A 16,154-nucleotide genomic window follows, 5' to 3' on the forward strand; every position below is an offset into this window, starting at 1 on the left:
ACTATTGCTGCTCGAACAACTTTGACAAAGTTATCCGAAATTTACATTAATTCTGGAAAATCTTGGGAATGGTTGTTTATTATTAAATTAACGAGAAATTTGTTGTCTTTTTTGTCGAAGAAAATGTACCAGAAAGTTTGATGATTGGCTTTATATTTTATAAATTTTTTGCCATATTTTTGAAACTCTTTTTGTGAATTTTTGGAAATTGGTTTATCAATATTTGAATCAATAAAATCATAAATTTTTTCGATGTATGAATCTACATCTTCAATAAAACTAAAATATTTTTTGAAATACAAGATTTTGGCGAGATCATCTAACTGAGAAATAAAATTATGCGAATAGATTATTTCCCCCACCATTCCCGCACTCTTTTCTTTGATTCTGCAAGAGATTCTTCCATTGTATAACCTTTTGCAAATCTTTCATCAAAATCATCTTTTATGGCATATTCCACTTCTGGTTCAGAAACTTGAGCAGTTGTATTTTCTGCGTTTTTTAAATCTAACAATTCTTGAATAGTTTCAAGTTCATCAAGATTTTTTACCCATTCGATAATTTCCTTTTTTGCTTCTAATATTGGGTTTTGCATGCTTTTAATTTTTAATTCGCGACATCAGAAATAAACTTTATTCGAAGCATTCTCACTTCTTCATCACTTAGATCATCACCAAATTCTGCTAAAAGAACTTTCATAGAATCGCTTTCGGATTCTTTCATAAAATCCATAAACTCATCAACTAAATCTTCATCAAAATTTTCATCTATATAATAATCAATATTTAGTTTAGTTCCTTGGTAAACAATGCTTTCCATCTCTTTCAACAATTCATCCATAGAGAGATTTTTAGCTTTTGCAATGTCTTCTAAATCTATTTTTTTATCACAACTTTGAATGATAAAAACTTTGTGGCTGCTTTTGTTTGCCACTTGTTTCAAAACCATATCTTGCGTGCGCTCGATTTCGTTTTCTTCCACATATTTTTTTATAAAATCTGCAAAATCTTTCCCAAATTTCTTCGCTTTTCCTTCACCTACGCCATAAACTTTGCTGATTTCTTCAATGTTTATGGGGTATTGCACCGTCATATCTTCCAAACTCGGATCCATAAAAACTGTGTACGGCGGAATGCCATGTTTATGTGCTACTTTTTTTCGTAAATCTTTTAGTTGCAAATACAAAGTTTCGTCTAGCCCACCACTGCTTTGCACATCTATTTGGTCGGAATCTGCTTTTGTTTGCGCCAAATCATACTGGCGATCTTCAGAAATAAGGAAAGCCTCTTTATTTTTTTTAGACAAAGTTGCCAAACCTTTTTCTGTTAATTTCAAAACGCCATAAGTTTCAATGTCTTTTTGAAGAAAATTCTGCACAGTTGCTTGCCGGATAATGGTTTTCCAATAGTTTTCGCTTTCTTTTCGGCCTGCGCCAAAATACTTGTTGTTTTCTAATTTATAAGATTTTGTAGTCGGATTTTCAACTCCCATTAACACCGCAATTAAATCTTTGGTGCGGAATTTTTCTTCCAATTCTTTTATAAGTTGTAGTAATTTGATCAATTCTTTGGTCGCATCTTTCAATGCTACAGGATTGGTAGAATTATCGCACATTTTTGCGCCTTCGCCATTTTCAGGATCAAATTGTTCACCGAAATAATTGAGTAAATATTGTCGACGATTCATTGAAGTTTCTGTGTAACCCGTCACTTCATTCAATAATTGCAAACCAATTTCGCGCTCTGAAACTGGTTTTTGGGCAAGAAATTTTTCTAATTTTTCAATATCTTTTGGATCGTAAAAAGCCAAGCAATGGCCTTCTCCGCCGTCTCTTCCCGCTCTTCCCGTTTCTTGGTAATAGCTTTCTAAAGATTTTGGAATATCGTAATGAATCACAAATCGCACATCTGGTTTATCTATTCCCATCCCAAAAGCAATCGTCGCCACAATTACATCCGCTTCTTCCATCAAAAATTTATCTTGGTTGGCGACTCTGGTTTTTTGGTCTAAACCAGCGTGATAGGGCAAAGCATTGATACCGTTTACTTGCAAAAGTTGAGAAAACTCTTCCACTTTTCTGCGGCTGAGGCAGTACACAATCCCAGATTTTCCCTTGTATTTGCTTACAAATTTTACAATTTCACGATCTACATTCACTTTTGGGCGAACTTCGTAAAACAAATTCGGACGGTTAAAACTTTCTTTAAAAACAATTGCATTCGTCATCCCCAAAGTTTTTTGGATGTCGTCTTGCACTTTTGGTGTTGCAGTTGCCGTGAGCGCAATTACTGGTAAATCTGCAATTTTATCAACAATTGTTTTAATATTTCTATACTCTGGGCGAAAATCGTGTCCCCATTCCGAGATGCAATGCGCTTCATCTATCGCAACGAATGAAATTTTTACCGTTTTTAAAAACTCCTGGTATTCTTCTTTTATTAAACTTTCTGGTGCTACATAAAGGAGTTTGGTTTTGCCCGCTCTAATATCTTGCATGACTTGGTTGGTCTGTGCTTTATTTAGGGAAGAATTTAGGACATGAGCAATTCCATTATCTTCAGAAAGGCCGTTTACCGCATCTACCTGATTTTTCATTAAAGCAATTAAAGGCGAAACTACAATTGCTGTTCCTTCCGAAATTAATGCAGGAAGTTGATAGCAAAGTGATTTTCCGCCGCCTGTTGGCATCAGAACAAAGACATCCTTCCCTTCTAATAGCGTTTGAATAACTTCTTTTTGTTGCCCTTTAAAATTAGAAAACCCAAAATGTTTTTTAAGTTCTTGGGATAAATTTATGTTTTTTGTTTTCATCTAATATTGTTTGCTAAATTTGCTCATTCAATCAAAGTTATAAAAAAAAATAGGAACTTCAATTTTTTAACCTCTTAATTATAAAATACTGTAATTTGAAAAATACGAATTTACTCGAATTAGCAAAAAATGCAATTGATATTGAAATCTCCGAATTGAAACATTTAAAATCCCGTTTGGGCGAGGATTTTTTGAAAGCACTTGCAATCATTAACGACGCCAAAGGAAAATTAATTATCGTAGGAATTGGGAAATCTGCGCACATTGCCAATAAAATTGTAGCCACTTTAAATTCTACAGGAACACCTTCACAGTTTTTGCATGCCTCAGAAGCCTTTCATGGTGATTTGGGTGTAATTCAAAAAAATGATGTTGTCTTGTGTATTTCAAATTCTGGAAATTCTTCCGAAATCGTCAATGTTTTACCATATTTAAAACAATACAGTTCCTCATTAATCGCGATGACAGGAAATCTCACATCAAAATTAGCAGAAAGTGCAGATGTTATTTTAAATACTTTTGTTGAAAAAGAAGCGTGCCCTATTAAATTAGCACCCACAAGTTCAACAACCGTTCAAATGGCGCTTGGCGATGCACTTGCAGTTTGTTTGATGGAAATGAAACAATTTAAAGAACGAGATTTCGCAAAATTTCATCCAGGTGGAAGTTTAGGAAAAAATTTAACGGCAAGAGTGGAGCAATTTGTGTCTCAAAACAAACCTTTTGTTGGCAAAAACTCTAATATAAGAGAAATTATTATTTCTATTTCAAGTTCAAAACACGGCATTACCGTGGTGATTGATGGCGAGGAAATTTTAGGTGTTATTACTGATGGAGATTTGCGAAGAATGCTTTTAAATAATGATTCTTTAGAAAAAATAACAGCCGAAAAAATTATGTCTAAAAACCCAAAAAGTATTTCTAAAAATGCTTTAGCTAAAGAAGCAATGGCAATTTTAAAGGATAAAAATATTGGGCAATTAATCGTGACTGAAGACGAAAAATATTTTGGCATCATAGATTTGCATAAACTTTTGGATGAGGGAATTATTTGAATTTAATAATAAGAACTTTCCTTATTTATTATCTTACAATTTATTTAAAAATTGAAATAATTTAGTAGATAATTCAGTAATTTCGCAGGGATAAAATAATAAGACGAGATTGCTTTGCAAGGCTCGCAATGACAAAAATGGCAGAAAAAGAAATGTCTTTTTTAGGACACATCGGGGAATTACGAGGGCATCTTATAAGATCGATTATTGCAATAATTGTATTCGCAATCGTAGTTGGTTTTAATATCAACTGGATTATGGATCATATTTTCTTCGGCCCAACCAAAAACAGTTTTGTAACCTTTGAATTCATCAACCACTATTCTATGGCTTGGTTTGGCGAAAAAGGGATGGTTTTACCAGATCATTTCAAAGTGCAACAAAAACAAATGATGCAGCAATTTAATGTAATGATGTCGGTTTCTATTTTTGGCGGAATGATTTTAGCATTTCCTTATATTATATGGGAATTGTGGCGGTTCATAAGTCCTGCGCTTCATCCACGTGAAAGAAAAAATTCCAGGTTTATTATTAATTTTATTTGGATTCTTTTTATGTGCGGCGTGGTTACAGGTTATTTCTTAATTCTCCCGCTTGTCATTAATTTTGGCTTAATGTTCAGCATTTCAGATTCTATTGAGCAATTATTTGATTTGACGGATTATACCGCATTATTCCTGCAAGTCGTTATCGGAATGGGACTCGTTTTTCTCTTTCCGGTAATCGTTTATTTCCTCACAAATTTAGGGATTTTAACACCTAAATTTATGAAAAAATACCGACGACATGCTGCAGTTTTAATAATGGTAGTTGCAGCAATTATAACACCTGCTGATGTTTTAAGTATGTTAGCGGCGGCAGTGCCATTGTTTTTATTATATGAATTCAGTGTTTTTGTTTGTGCATTCGTTTTTAAAAGAATGGAAAAAGATAAAATGACAACTGATATTGTAAAATCTAATTAATTTTAATTAAAATGAAGAAAAAAGCGATACTACTACTTTTGGCAATTTCTAGTTTTGCATATGCGCAAAGTTTCACAAAAGCAGACACATTAAAGGGCTCTAATACCGAATATAGAAATTTTTGGGACGTGAAGAAATACGAAGTTTTTGTGGCGCCAAAATCTTCTGATAAATCAATTTCAGGTACAAATAAAATCACTTTTGAAATCACAAAAGATATTGAAAATCCAACATTTCAAATCGATCTTCAACAGCCCATGAAATATGAAATTTTAGCCTCTGATATCAAATTTAAAAGTGAGAAAAGAGACGGCGATTTTATTTTCCTTGGCACGAATCAAAAATTTAAAAAAGGACAAAAATTTAGCATCACATTTAAGTTTTACGGCCATCCAATTATTGCAAAAAATGCACCTTGGGACGGCGGATGGGTTTTTACACAAGATAAAAATAAAAATCCGTGGATTTCTGTAGCAGATGAAGGAATTGGCGCTTCAGTTTGGTTGCCTACAAAAGATATTTGGAGTGATGAGCCAGATGATGGTTTAATTTTAAAGATAAAAACCCCGAAAGATTTAGTAGGCGTTGGAAATGGAAGGTTAATTTCCAAAAAACCTGATGGCGATGGAATTGTTTATACTTGGCAAGTAAAAAATCCAATTAATGATTATTCTATCATTCCAAATGTGGGGAAATATGTTGAATTTAAAGATACTTTTAACGGCGAAAAAGGAAAATTAGATTTAGATTATTGGGTTTTAGATTATAATTTAGATAAAGCCAAAAAACAATTTAAGCAAGTAAAACCGATGCTAAAAGCCTTTGAATATTGGTTTGGCCCCTATCCTTTTTATGAAGATTCTTATAAATTAGTTGAAAGTCCGTATCTCGGGATGGAACACCAAAGTTCTGTGGCCTATGGAAATCATTACCAAAATGGATATTTAGGAAGAGATTTAAGCGGAACTGGCGTTGGTTTAAATTGGGATTTCATCATCGTTCACGAAAGTGGCCACGAATGGTTTGCCAATAATATCACCGCAAAAGACCAAGCAGATATGTGGGTTCATGAAGGTTTTACCTGTTATTCTGAAACGCTTTTCACAGATTATACGATGGGAAAAGAAGCCGCGCAAAAATACATCATCGGACTCAGAAAAAACATTAGAAATGATGAGCCAATTGTAGGGAAATTTGGTGTGAGAAACGAAGGCAGCGGTGATATGTATTACAAAGGCGCCAACATGCTTCACACGATTAGAACTGTAATTAATAACGATGAAAAATTTCGTCAAATTTTACGCGGATTAAATAAAGATTTTTACCACCAAACCGTGACTGGAAAGCAGGTTGAAGATTATATTAACCAAAAATCTGGGATTGATTTTAGCAGCGTTTTTCACCAATATTTAGAGACAACTAAAATTCCAAAATTAGTTTATTCCCAAAACGGAAATACTTTAAAATATAAATGGGAAGATGCTGTTGATAATTTACTACTTCCAATGCGTTTAAATGGCGGTTCGCAAACAATTACACCAACTGATAACTGGCAAAGTTTAACTTTAAATTCTTCCACAGACGTTAGTTTTGATCCCAATTATTATATTCTTTACCAGAAAAATTAATGAAATCTGAAAAGGAAAAAATGCTTTCCGGCGAGCCTTACAAAGCGTTTGGGAAAGAATTATTTTTAGAAAGACAAAAGGCCAAAGAAATTCTTTTTGAATTTAATAATTTACCACCTTCAAAAATTAAAGAAAGACATCAATTAATTAAACCATTATTTGGTAAAACAAAAGGCACTTTTTATTTGGAACCGCCCTTCAGATGCGATTACGGCTACAATATTGAATTTGGAAAAAATTTTTATGCCAATTATAATTTCACAGTTTTAGATTCAGGAAAAGTTAAAATTGGCGACCACGTTTTGATTGGGCCAAACGTTTCATTAATTACCGTAAATCATCCAATTGATAAAGATTTTCGAGCAAAAGGTTTCGAAATTTCTAAAGAAATTATTATTGAAAAAAATGTTTGGATTGGCGCGAATGTGACCATAAATCCTGGCGTCAAAATCAGTGAAAATTCAATTATCGGATCAGGAAGTGTGGTGACAAAAAATATTCCTGAAAACGTGATTGCCGTGGGAAATCCTTGTAAAATTTTAAGAAATATTACTGAAAAAGATAAAATGAATTTTGAAGAATTATTAAAATAATCCGAACCAAAAATCAGCGAATCTGCTTCACAAAATTTTTGTTTTTTTACAACTCTTTCCGCAATCTTGCCACAGGAATATTCAGTTGTTCGCGGTATTTCGCAATCGTTCTACGTGCAATATTGTAGCCTTTTTCCTTTAATAATTTCACCAAAGCATCATCTGTGTGCGGTTTTCTCTTGCTTTCTTTATCGATGATATCCATTAGATGCGTTTTTATTTCTTTGGTAGAAACTTCTTCGCCGTCATCGTTTGTTAAACTATCTGAAAACAAATTTTTTAAATATAAAATTCCATTTGGTGTATCTGCATATTTGCTTTTCACAACACGCGAAATAGTTGAAATATCAAAACCAGTAATATCTGCAACATCCTTTAAAATCATAGGTTTTAATGATTTATCATCGCCCGTTAAAAAATAATCTTTTTGCAGGCTGATAATTGCATTAATGGTTTGCATCAAAGTATTTTGGCGCTGATTGATGGCATCGATATACCATTTTGCCGCATCTAATTTTTGCTTAATAAAAAGTGCTGCTTGCTTATGTTCTTTAGAATTTTTATCTTGTGAATAAGTACTTAAAATATCTTTATATTCGCTTGAAACTCGCAAATTTGGAGCATTTTTACTATTTAAAGTCGCCAAAACATCTGCCCCATTTTTTCCTTTTTCAATAATTTGAATTAAGAAATCTGGAATAATTTCTTGGTTGATCGTTACTGTTTGCGATTCAAAATTACCACCCACGCGTGGGGAAAGTTTTTCAATTTCTGTTAAAGCCGCCTTCAAATCTTCTTCAGAAATACCAAATTTCTGCATAATTTTTTGGTAATGCTTATTCGTCAAAGCATCAAATTGTGTTTTCAAAATATCGGCTGCCAAATGCACATTTTTATCGCCGGTGACACGTTTTTCAATTTGTAAAAGCAAACATTCTTGCAAATTTCGCGCGCCAACTCCAGCAGGTTCTAGTTTTTGTACATAGTTTTCTAAAATATCTTTTACTTTCTCTTGCGAGGTGTAAAGCCCTTGTGAAAAGGCCAAATCATCTACAATTGATTTTATTTCTCTGCGCAAATAGCCATCATTATCTAGATTGCCGATAAGATATTCTGCAATTTTTAAATCTTCTTCTTCTACAGAACTTAAGTGGATTTGTTCTAAAAGAGAACTATAAAGCGATTGTCCTTCTGTTAAAAGTGCCTGGCTATCGTATTCTTCATCATCCGCTGAATAATTATTGGCCGTGGTTTTATATGCAGGTTCGTCATCAAAAATATATTCGTTTACATCAAAATCGGTGTCGATACTTTCATTTCCTTCCTCGCTAAAATCTTCTTTTTCATGAAATTCTTCTTTATTGTCTTCTATCGCTTTTTCTAAAGCCGGGTTTTCTTCTAATTCACGTTCCAATTCTTCCTCAAACTCCATAGTGTGAAGCTGAATGAGTTTCATTAACTGAATCTGTTGAGGCGCTAATTTTTGCCCTAATTTTAATTGAAAATTTTGTTTTAACATATTTTGTTTTCACTTTTGAAGTGAATTATTTCTGAATTACTTGTCTATTTCTAAATTATTAGGATTTCTTCGGTTATCTCTAAATGCAACAATTAATATCAAATTATTTAAAATTTTATAATACATAGAAAAATTTTTAAGAATTAAAACCCTTCTAACTTCATAAAAATCAGTAATCTGCCCTAAAAATGGATTTTTAACAAGTAATTTTTCGAATCTTAATGATTCTTTGAAAATCTTCTTCGAATAAGTTTGCGACTTATTATGTTCAATCCAAAATTCCAAAGCAATTGCTCTCTGTTTAGAAGCCGTAACCGACCATTCTATTTGAAACATTCTTCCGCCTCTTTTCTCGCTTCTTCACTTGAAATCACGTGTCCTGCGGCAATATCATCCAATCCTTTTTGAATTAATTCTTTCTCAAAAGAAGTTAATTTTAATACTTCATCCTTTTTTGAAATTTCAAATTTAATCTTCAACTCTTTCAACAAATTTTCAATTAAATTTAATTGATTTTCAGATTCATTGTGTAAAATAATTGTGCTCATCTTTTAAAATTTTTCTAAAGTTAAAAAACTATTTCTAAAATTCGGCGTTTTTCGGTGTTCTCGGGAAAGGAATTACATCTCTGATGTTCGTCATTCCTGTCACAAAAAGCACCAATCTTTCTAATCCTAAACCAAATCCAGCATGCGGCACAGAACCAAATTTCCGAGTATCGAGATACCACCAAAGTTCTTTTTCGTCCACGTGCATTTCTTTCATTTTTGCTTTTAAGATGTTTAATCTTTCTTCTCTTTGCGAACCTCCAATTATTTCGCCAATTCCAGGGAATAAAACATCCATCGCCGCTACTGTTTTTCCGTCGTCATTTTGGCGCATATAAAAGGCTTTGATGTCTTTTGGATAATCAAATAAAACTACCGGGCTTTCAAAATGTTTTTCCACAAGAAATCTTTCGTGTTCCGACTGTAAATCTGTGCCCCAATTTTCTACTGGAAACTGAAATTTTCCTTTTTTATTTTCTTTAGAATTCATTAAAATCTCAATTGCTTCTGTATAACTTACACGTTTGAAACGTTTTGCGATTACATTTTCTAACTTTTCTATTAAGCCTTCTTTGGCTCGGTCTTTCTCTGGTTTTTGTTTTTGCTCTTCGCTAAATCTTTTATCTAAAAACTCTAAATCATCTTTACAATTATCCAAAACATATTGAATCACATATTTTAAAAAATCTTCAGCCAGATCGATATTATCTTCTAAATCATTAAACGCTACTTCGGGTTCTACCATCCAAAATTCCGCTAAATGGCGTGTGGTATTAGAATTCTCTGCCCTGAAAGTTGGGCCAAAAGTATAAATCCTGCCCAATCCCATTGAAGCAGTTTCACCTTCAAGCTGACCAGAAACCGTTAAATTTGTTTTTCTGCCAAAGAAATCTTGTTCGAAATCTACTTCTCCTTCTTCGTTTTTTGGCAAATTATTTAAATCGAAATTGCTTACGCCAAACATTTCGCCCGCTCCTTCAGCATCTGCACCCGTGATAATTGGCGTGTTTAAATAAAAGAATTGGTTTTGGTTAAAATACTGGTGAATCGCAAAACTCACAGAATGACGAATTCTAAAAATAGCACCAAAAAGATTGGTTCGAAAACGCAAATGCGCTTGCTCGCGTAGTTTTTCTAAACTATGTTTTTTGGGTTGAAGAATAGTCGTTTGCATTTCTTCAAAAAAATTATCGCCAAGAATTTCTATTTTTTTTGCTAAAATCTCAATGCTTTGTCCGGCGCCTTGGCTCTCCACCAACTCGCCAGTTATTTTTAAAGAACTTGCGGTATTTATATTTTTAATTAAATCTTCACTGAATTCTTCGAAATTAACAACGATTTGCAAATTATTAATTGTAGAACCGTCGTTCAGCGCAATAAATCGATTAGAACGAAATGCACGAACCCAACCAAAAACGGTAATATCATGGTGAATTAATTTTTTATAATCTCCTAAAAGTTCTTTTATTGTTGTTTTTTCCATTAGTTTTAAAAATATTTTAGATCTTCAATTAAGGTGATTTTTGCCTTAAATGAAGAGTTACAAATATAACAAAAAATGGCGTAATTATTGATGAAGGGGGATTTTTTGAAGAAAATTAAACTTTCTCGGATTTTTGAAAATTACTATTTAATTTCTAGAAAGTTAAGAAATTAAATCAATCACTTATTCAATTTGTGACCAATTAATATCTGGAAATTTTTCTTCAAACCTAGGAATATCTCTTTGTTGCAAAAAATTTTGAACAACTTTTTTATTTCTATAGTCTAAATAAATTTCGCCAACGTAAGTTATTTTTCCAGGCTGAACTGTAAATGGAAAATTAATTTCTAATCCTCCGCTTGATGTGTAAAAACCACCATTTTCAAAAAGTGAAACCAAATTAAAAAAATAATTTCCGGGAGGCTTTTTAAAGGCAAAATAATAAACACCTTTTTCTCCATCAAAAAAATCTGGTTTCAATTTCATAGAAACCATCTGCTCTGGAACAATCCAAACTCTATTTTTTATTGTAAGTTTTTCATTACCATCTACTGATTTATGCCATAAACCGTAACCGTTAAAAATAGGTTTTTCATTCTTGATTGAAAAGGCTCCAATTACCATTCCTTCTTCGCTAGAAAAATTAAAATTTTCGGCAATTTTTGAAGAAGGTAAATTTGCGCAATTGAAAAGTAAAATGAGAATTGGAAGTAAAATATAAATTTTTAATTTCATAATTTTATTTCAAATGTAATAAAAATTATGTTACTAAAAATCTTTACTCGTCCTTTTTAGAATTAATCAAATACACATCCAAAAGTCCTTCTGGAACTTGCATTTTGATGAATTTTTCTTCGCGGTTGACATCTAAAATCCAATCTTTTATAACAGGAATAATGACTTCTTTACCGTTGAGATTTAAAATAAAATAATGCTGCGTGATGGAATCGTTGATTTCTTTTATGATGCCGCAATTTTGGTCGTTTTCGTCTTTAATTTCAAAACCAATTACTTCGTGGTAATAGAATTTTTTGCCAGAGAGTGGCGGCAAAGTTTCCATTGGGAGGAACACGTTTCTGCCAATACTTTGATCAACCAAAGCCTCTGTAGAGTTTTTAAAAGAAAGATTGAGCGTATCTCTTTTTGAGTAGCCCAATTTATCAATAAAAAAAGGAACCAATAATCCGTTGATTTCAACGAATATTGATTCCAAATTTCTATAAAATTCCGGTTGGTCAGTGTCCATTTTCAGGATCACATTTCCGACCAGACCGTGTCTGCGGGTAATTTTGCCTAAAAAATAGCAATCTTCTTTCCGCATCTTGGTATTGTTATGCTTTTGCGTCTTCTGCTCCTTCTTCAGTTGGAGTTTCTTCTACTTTTGCTTCTGCAACAACTTCTTCAACAGGAGCGTTTGCTGCCTCTTCTTCAGCGGCTTTTGCGTCTGCTGCTGCTTTTTCTTCAGCGGCTTTTGCATCTGCTTCTGCTTTTGCATCTGCTTCAACTTTCGCTGCAGCATCCAATCTATTTTGATTTACTTTTGCTTCTGCTTCTAATGCTGCTTTTTTAGCATCTGCTTTAGATTGAGATAAGTTAGATTTTTTACCTTCAACTTGTTTGGCTTTTTCTTCTAACCAAGTGTTAAATTTTTTGTCTGCTTCGGCTTCATCAAAAGCACCTTTTGCAACGCCTCCAAGAAGGTGTTTTTTGTACATCGCACCTTTGTAAGAAAGAATTGCTCTTGCTGTGTCGGTTGGTTGTGCGCCGTTATTCAACCATTTTACGGCTGCATCTACGTCTAATTCAATAGTTGCAGGATTGGTAACTGGATTATAAGTCCCGATTTTTTCAATCAATCTACCATCTCTTCTTGCTCTTGCATCTGCAACAACGATGTGGAAAAAAGGTTTGCCTTTTTTACCGTGTCTTTGTAATCTAATTTTTACTGACATATTAAGTTTAGTTTGTGGGAACTCGTCCCGTTATTTATTAAGTGCGCAAAGATAAGAAAAAATTGCGTTTTACAAACATTAAATTACAAGAATTTTTTAACCACAAAAGATTCAAAAATATTTTCCATCAAAGTTTTAAAAGATGTGATTTAAAGTAAAAAAATTGCTCGAAATTTATAAGTCTTTTAGTTCTTTTTAAAATCAAAGGTATAAAGTTTACAAAACTTTTTTTCTATCTCGTAAATTGGTCATTGGAAGTTCAAAATATTTGTATAAAAGTAGAGAAAATAGAAAGGTTAGAAACCAGAATAAAATAAATTTAATGGGTAAAATCAAGTTATAATTGTGGTGCAAAGCGGTTGTTAGATCAATCTTTTTAATAATCCAATAATAAATTAAACTAAAATTAAGAAGATACATGGAATATGAAATTAAACTGGTGTAAGTAATTGCTTTAAAAATAACGCCCGAACCTTTTTTCACACTACTCAAATACGGAATTAAAAATAAAGTTGCAGTTGCGAAAACGGAATAAGAAAATACATTTTCATAAATTGGAATTGTCGCAAAATCGATTAAAATTTTATTTAAAAGATGAAGAATTATACCTAAAATAAAAAACTGAATTCTATATTTAAACCAATTTTTTTGATAATAAAAATAAAAAAAAGCACCTAAAACGCCATACATAATATTATCGAAACGGCTGATGATACTCAATTCTAAATTTAAACCAAAATGTACGAAGCGGTAATATCTTATAATTGTACCCAAAAACATAATTAGAACGGCAATGGCCAAAATTGAGTTTTTCGTTTTAAATTTAAACAGTTGAACAAAAATAAAAAGCAAAATTGGAACAAATGCATAAAACCATTCCTCTATCGTAATACTCCAAGATTCTGAAAAAAAATCGGGCGGATTTGTTAAAATATTTTGGGAGAAGATTAAATATTTTGGGAAAACTAAAATCTTAAAATTAGGATTAGAAAAAAGGGCAAGAATTAAATTTAAAAAAAGTACTAAATAGTAAGCGGGCAAGGTTCTGAACCATCTTCGTTTCCAAAACCCAAATAATAATTTATGGTTGAAACCTTTATTATGAATGATTTTTATAAGAATACCACCGATTAGAAAACCACTTAAAACAAAAAATATCCCGACGCCATCAAAATAGATTAAATTAATAAAATGCGTGATTTTTATAGGCAAAATATATTTGCTGTGTTGAACTAATACAAATAAAATAGCAATTGCGCGCAAAATATCTAAACCATAAACTCTATTATGCTGAAGATCTAATTTTAAAAAACCTTTAATTTTTTGGCCAATATTTGGTAAAGATTTATTCATCAATTGTATTTTTGATATAAAACTGTTGACAATTTTTGCAGAGCAGTTTACTTCTTTTAAGACAATAATTTTATTTTAATTTTAGTAAACAGCAATTTTCCCTACATAAAATAAGCCGATGCATTTTTGGTTTTCTTCTAATTCTAGAAATTTTCCTAATTCGTCTTTCACAGCGGGCGTACTCCAATAGCAACCGATTTGCAGTGCCGTGCAAGTGAGATACATATTTTGCACCGCCATTGCTGTTGCCGCGATTTCTTCCCATTCGGGCAAAAGACCACTGAAATTAACAGATATGGCAATTACTGCTGCAGATTTTTTTACTTTCTCTTGAATTTCTAAATATTTTTTTTCTAAAAAATTTTCCTTTGTTGTTCCGTTTTTGTAGAGTTCGGCCATTTCTTCTCCTAAAACATCTTTATCTAGATTTTGAAAAATCTTAAAACGCCAAGGTTTGGTTTTTTTGTGATTAGGCGCAAATTGTGCCGAATACAGAATCTGATCTATTATCTCTTCATCTATCTCTTCTTGTAAAAAATCTTTTGGATAATAACTTTTTCTATTTTCTATTATCTTTTTTAATATTTCAATTTCTTCCATAACTAATATAAGTACACAAAAATAGGCAAAAGAAAACTTCTGCCTATTTTTAAAATACTATTTTTTAAAATTTAATCTTGAAAAGATTTTTTATTTTCGATAAGAGAACCGTGTACTAAAGCAGCAAAAATACCACCCAAAACTGGAGCAAGCAAAAACAACCAAAGCTGAGAAAGCGCTGCGCCACCCGCAAAAATTGCTGGCCCAATGCTTCTCGCAGGATTCACAGAAACACCTGTGATTTTTATGCCTACAATATGTATTAAAGTTAAAGATAAACCAATCGCAATACCTGCAAAACCACCATGAATATTTTTGGTAGAAGTAGAACCTAAAATCACCAAAAGGAAAATGAAAGTAAAAATAAATTCTGCAATAAACGCTGCAGTGGTATTAAATTCCCCCAAATAGCCAGTTCCCCAGCCGTTTGCACCTAAAGCCCAAGGTCCCAATTCGTAACCGCCAATTTTGTTGGTAACAATTAAATATAAAATGCCCGAACCTACGATTGCGCCTGCTATTTGTGCCACGACATAAAGAGCCGCTTCTTTGGCTTTCATCCTACCAGCGACTACCATTGCGATTGATATGGCAGGATTTATATGGCATCCTGAAATATGACCGATCGCGTAAACCATTGCAAGAACACTTAAGCCAAAAGCGAAAGAAATCCCTAAAAGTCCTACGCCGCTTACATCTGTGAGCCCTGAATTTGAGGCCGCAACAACAGCGCTTCCGCAACCCATAAGAACAAGAACCATCGTGCCCAATAATTCTGCTGATAATTTTGAAGTTAATGATACATTCATGTTTTCTAATGTTTTTTAATTAAATTATTAAACAAAAATACTTTTTTTGGGGAATAATTTAAAAATTATAGATATTTATCTACAAATTTTATTAGAAAATCATTTCAATAGTTTGGCTAATATTATTTAAGACGAAAGAATCACCGGCATTTTTACCTTTCATTATCTGCGCCATCGGACTTATTTCTGAAATCGCATAAAAGCGATCGCCTTCAAAGAAAAACTCACCCAATCCGACTGAAATATAAAATCTGGCCTTATTGGTAATAACGATTGCGCCAAGCTTTACAATATTCGTAGAATTATTTATCACTTTGGCCATATCTCTTCGCAATCCGTTTAAGAACGCCTGTTGCTTTTGCAATTGGTAAATTTCTGCTTGCATTTCTTCTCGAATAGAATCATATTTTGCCGTTTTTTTTACTTCGCGGCTGGCTTCTAAAGTGAATTCAAGGAAGCGGCTTTGCCTTTCAGTTTTTTCTTTAATAATACTAAGCACAAAGTCTCTAACTTCATTTTTTATAATCGTTTTCTGCTGCATAATTGAAATTCGTTTAGAAATTCGTTCATTTAAAAAAAAATTACAAACCTGCGAAAATTTGCGCCCCAGCCTGAATGGAGCTCTTTTTTATAATTTTTTTTAAAGCGTAAATATATTTAAAAAAATTATAAAAAAAGCGGGAATGGAGGATGGAAAAAGGCGCCCAAAATATTCTAACTAAAAATACCATTGGCTTCTGCAACAAATTTAAAATCATTCTTACGGTTTTGGCTGTATTTCTAATTTTAATATTGGGTTTTGTGATTTTCCAAGCGTTAAATGCTAAAGATTTTTATA

Annotated in this window: 18 protein-coding genes; 4 read left to right on the forward strand and 14 right to left on the reverse strand. The window is 32.5% G+C overall.

Annotated elements, in window-relative coordinates; genetic code table 11:
- Positions 1-41: 41 nt before the first annotated feature.
- From C4S29_RS10945 to recQ, 3 genes are read right to left on the reverse strand one after another with little or no spacing between them, the layout of a single operon-like run.
- Positions 42-365 (reverse strand): hypothetical protein, encoded by a 324-nt coding sequence (locus C4S29_RS10945; RefSeq protein WP_103914128.1) that lies wholly within the window; start codon positions 363-365, stop codon positions 42-44.
- A complete protein-coding gene (locus C4S29_RS10950) occupies positions 350-595 on the reverse strand; it encodes a hypothetical protein (RefSeq protein ID WP_103914129.1) in 246 nt (81 codons plus the stop codon). The genes C4S29_RS10945 and C4S29_RS10950 overlap by 16 nt, the downstream gene beginning before the upstream one ends.
- An 11-nt stretch (positions 596-606) precedes the next feature.
- A complete protein-coding gene (gene recQ / locus C4S29_RS10955; RefSeq protein WP_103914130.1) occupies positions 607-2,811 on the reverse strand; it encodes a DNA helicase RecQ in 2,205 nt (734 codons plus the stop codon).
- 95 nt (positions 2,812-2,906) lie between these two features.
- Between recQ and C4S29_RS10960 the strand changes: the two genes are divergently transcribed.
- The 4 genes from C4S29_RS10960 (at position 2,907) to C4S29_RS10975 (ending at position 7,052) form a co-directional block, all read left to right on the forward strand.
- Positions 2,907-3,866 (forward strand): KpsF/GutQ family sugar-phosphate isomerase, encoded by a 960-nt coding sequence (locus C4S29_RS10960; protein ID WP_103914131.1) that lies wholly within the window; start codon positions 2,907-2,909, stop codon positions 3,864-3,866.
- A gap of 128 nt (positions 3,867-3,994) precedes the next feature.
- Positions 3,995-4,831, forward strand: a complete 837-nt coding sequence (tatC, locus tag C4S29_RS10965; protein ID WP_394338668.1) for a twin-arginine translocase subunit TatC — start codon at positions 3,995-3,997, stop codon at positions 4,829-4,831.
- An 11-nt stretch (positions 4,832-4,842) separates the two neighbouring features.
- Entirely contained in the window at positions 4,843-6,459 is a 1,617-nt protein-coding gene (locus C4S29_RS10970; protein WP_103914132.1) for a M1 family metallopeptidase, read from the forward strand.
- Positions 6,459-7,052 carry a sugar O-acetyltransferase gene (locus C4S29_RS10975; RefSeq protein WP_103914133.1) on the forward strand — a complete coding sequence of 198 codons (594 nt, stop codon included), beginning with the start codon at positions 6,459-6,461 and terminating at the stop codon, positions 7,050-7,052. The genes C4S29_RS10970 and C4S29_RS10975 overlap by 1 nt, the downstream gene beginning before the upstream one ends.
- A gap of 46 nt (positions 7,053-7,098) precedes the next feature.
- Here the strand turns inward: C4S29_RS10975 and rpoN are convergent, their stop codons facing one another.
- From rpoN to C4S29_RS11030, 11 genes are all read right to left on the reverse strand, one after another.
- Complete coding sequence (rpoN, locus tag C4S29_RS10980; RefSeq protein WP_103914134.1) at positions 7,099-8,571, reverse strand: RNA polymerase factor sigma-54; 1,473 nt, start codon at positions 8,569-8,571, stop codon at positions 7,099-7,101.
- Positions 8,572-8,607: 36 nt separating this feature from the next.
- A complete protein-coding gene (locus C4S29_RS10985) occupies positions 8,608-8,907 on the reverse strand; it encodes a type II toxin-antitoxin system RelE/ParE family toxin (RefSeq protein WP_103914135.1) in 300 nt (99 codons plus the stop codon).
- Positions 8,895-9,119, reverse strand: a complete 225-nt coding sequence (locus tag C4S29_RS10990; protein ID WP_103914136.1) for a hypothetical protein — start codon at positions 9,117-9,119, stop codon at positions 8,895-8,897. The genes C4S29_RS10985 and C4S29_RS10990 overlap by 13 nt, the downstream gene beginning before the upstream one ends.
- 34 nt (positions 9,120-9,153) lie before the next feature.
- A complete protein-coding gene (gene asnS, locus C4S29_RS10995) occupies positions 9,154-10,602 on the reverse strand; it encodes an asparagine--tRNA ligase (RefSeq protein ID WP_103914137.1) in 1,449 nt (482 codons plus the stop codon).
- Positions 10,603-10,785: 183 nt separating this feature from the next.
- Positions 10,786-11,337 carry a hypothetical protein gene (locus C4S29_RS11000; protein WP_103914138.1) on the reverse strand — a complete coding sequence of 184 codons (552 nt, stop codon included), beginning with the start codon at positions 11,335-11,337 and terminating at the stop codon, positions 10,786-10,788.
- A gap of 43 nt (positions 11,338-11,380) precedes the next feature.
- The gene (gene rimM / locus C4S29_RS11005; RefSeq protein WP_103914139.1) at positions 11,381-11,923 is read right to left on the reverse strand and encodes a ribosome maturation factor RimM; all 543 of its coding nucleotides are present in this window, start codon (positions 11,921-11,923) and stop codon (positions 11,381-11,383) included.
- Between the two features lie 10 nt (positions 11,924-11,933).
- On the reverse strand, positions 11,934-12,554 hold the full coding sequence (locus C4S29_RS11010) for a 30S ribosomal protein S16 (protein ID WP_103914140.1): 621 nt from the start codon (positions 12,552-12,554) through the stop codon (positions 11,934-11,936).
- 216 nt (positions 12,555-12,770) lie between these two features.
- Positions 12,771-13,907 (reverse strand): acyltransferase family protein, encoded by a 1,137-nt coding sequence (locus tag C4S29_RS11015; protein ID WP_103914141.1) that lies wholly within the window; start codon positions 13,905-13,907, stop codon positions 12,771-12,773.
- Positions 13,908-13,988: 81 nt separating this feature from the next.
- Positions 13,989-14,507, reverse strand: coding sequence for a nitroreductase family protein (locus C4S29_RS11020; protein ID WP_103914142.1), 519 nt, complete (start codon positions 14,505-14,507; stop codon positions 13,989-13,991).
- 71 nt (positions 14,508-14,578) lie between these two features.
- Positions 14,579-15,316 carry an MIP family channel protein gene (locus C4S29_RS11025; RefSeq protein ID WP_103914143.1) on the reverse strand — a complete coding sequence of 246 codons (738 nt, stop codon included), beginning with the start codon at positions 15,314-15,316 and terminating at the stop codon, positions 14,579-14,581.
- Between the two features lie 91 nt (positions 15,317-15,407).
- Complete coding sequence (locus C4S29_RS11030) at positions 15,408-15,857, reverse strand: hypothetical protein (RefSeq protein WP_103914144.1); 450 nt, start codon at positions 15,855-15,857, stop codon at positions 15,408-15,410.
- Positions 15,858-16,154 lie beyond the last annotated feature (297 nt).

Source organism: Halpernia humi (genome assembly GCF_900108025.1).
In the GTDB taxonomy this organism is placed as follows: domain Bacteria; phylum Bacteroidota; class Bacteroidia; order Flavobacteriales; family Weeksellaceae; genus Halpernia; species Halpernia humi.